1 protein-coding gene is annotated in these 445 nt (G+C 62.7%); it reads left to right on the top strand.

Translation table 11 applies throughout. From position 1 onward, the window contains the following. Positions 1-219: 219 nt before the first annotated feature. Positions 220-445, top strand: a 226-nt coding sequence (locus tag L6966_RS11950; RefSeq protein ID WP_237233464.1) for a hypothetical protein, incomplete at its 3' end; no start/stop codon positions are given.

Below are 445 nucleotides of genomic sequence, written 5' to 3'. Positions count from 1 at the left end.
GTGCGAGCCGGCCAGGTTTCTTTATTGCATCGCGCGCCGAACGCGACCGCTCGCGCGAGCGTGCCGCGCCCTGCCAGCAAGCTCAACCAGCCGCCTTCCGTTACCGGATGAGCGTCGTCCTTGTATGATGACGGCGGTCGCTTCGCGGTACTCAACACTGTGCGCAGACTCGCAAAATATTCCGCATCGACCCGATTCGCCATGCCACTTACAGGAAAAATGACCGCATCGCAGGCCGTCGATCAACCTCGTTTCCGCCGCATCCTTCGCCGCAATATCGCGCTGCCTTTGGGCGTCGGCCTCGTCACGATGGCGCTGTTCGTCGGCCTGATCGCTTACCTCGTGTCGACGATGAGCTGGGCCGAGCACTCCGAGCGCGTGATCGGCGATGCCAACGAAATGCTGCGGCTCGCGGTCGATCGCGAATCGTCGATGCGCGGCTTTC

Source organism: Rothia nasisuis (genome assembly GCF_928381405.1).
GTDB classification, from domain to species: Bacteria; Actinomycetota; Actinomycetes; order Actinomycetales; family Micrococcaceae; genus Rothia; species Rothia nasisuis.
Note: the sequence above shows the minus strand (reverse complement) of the source record. Positions and strands in the feature narration are given on the sequence as shown.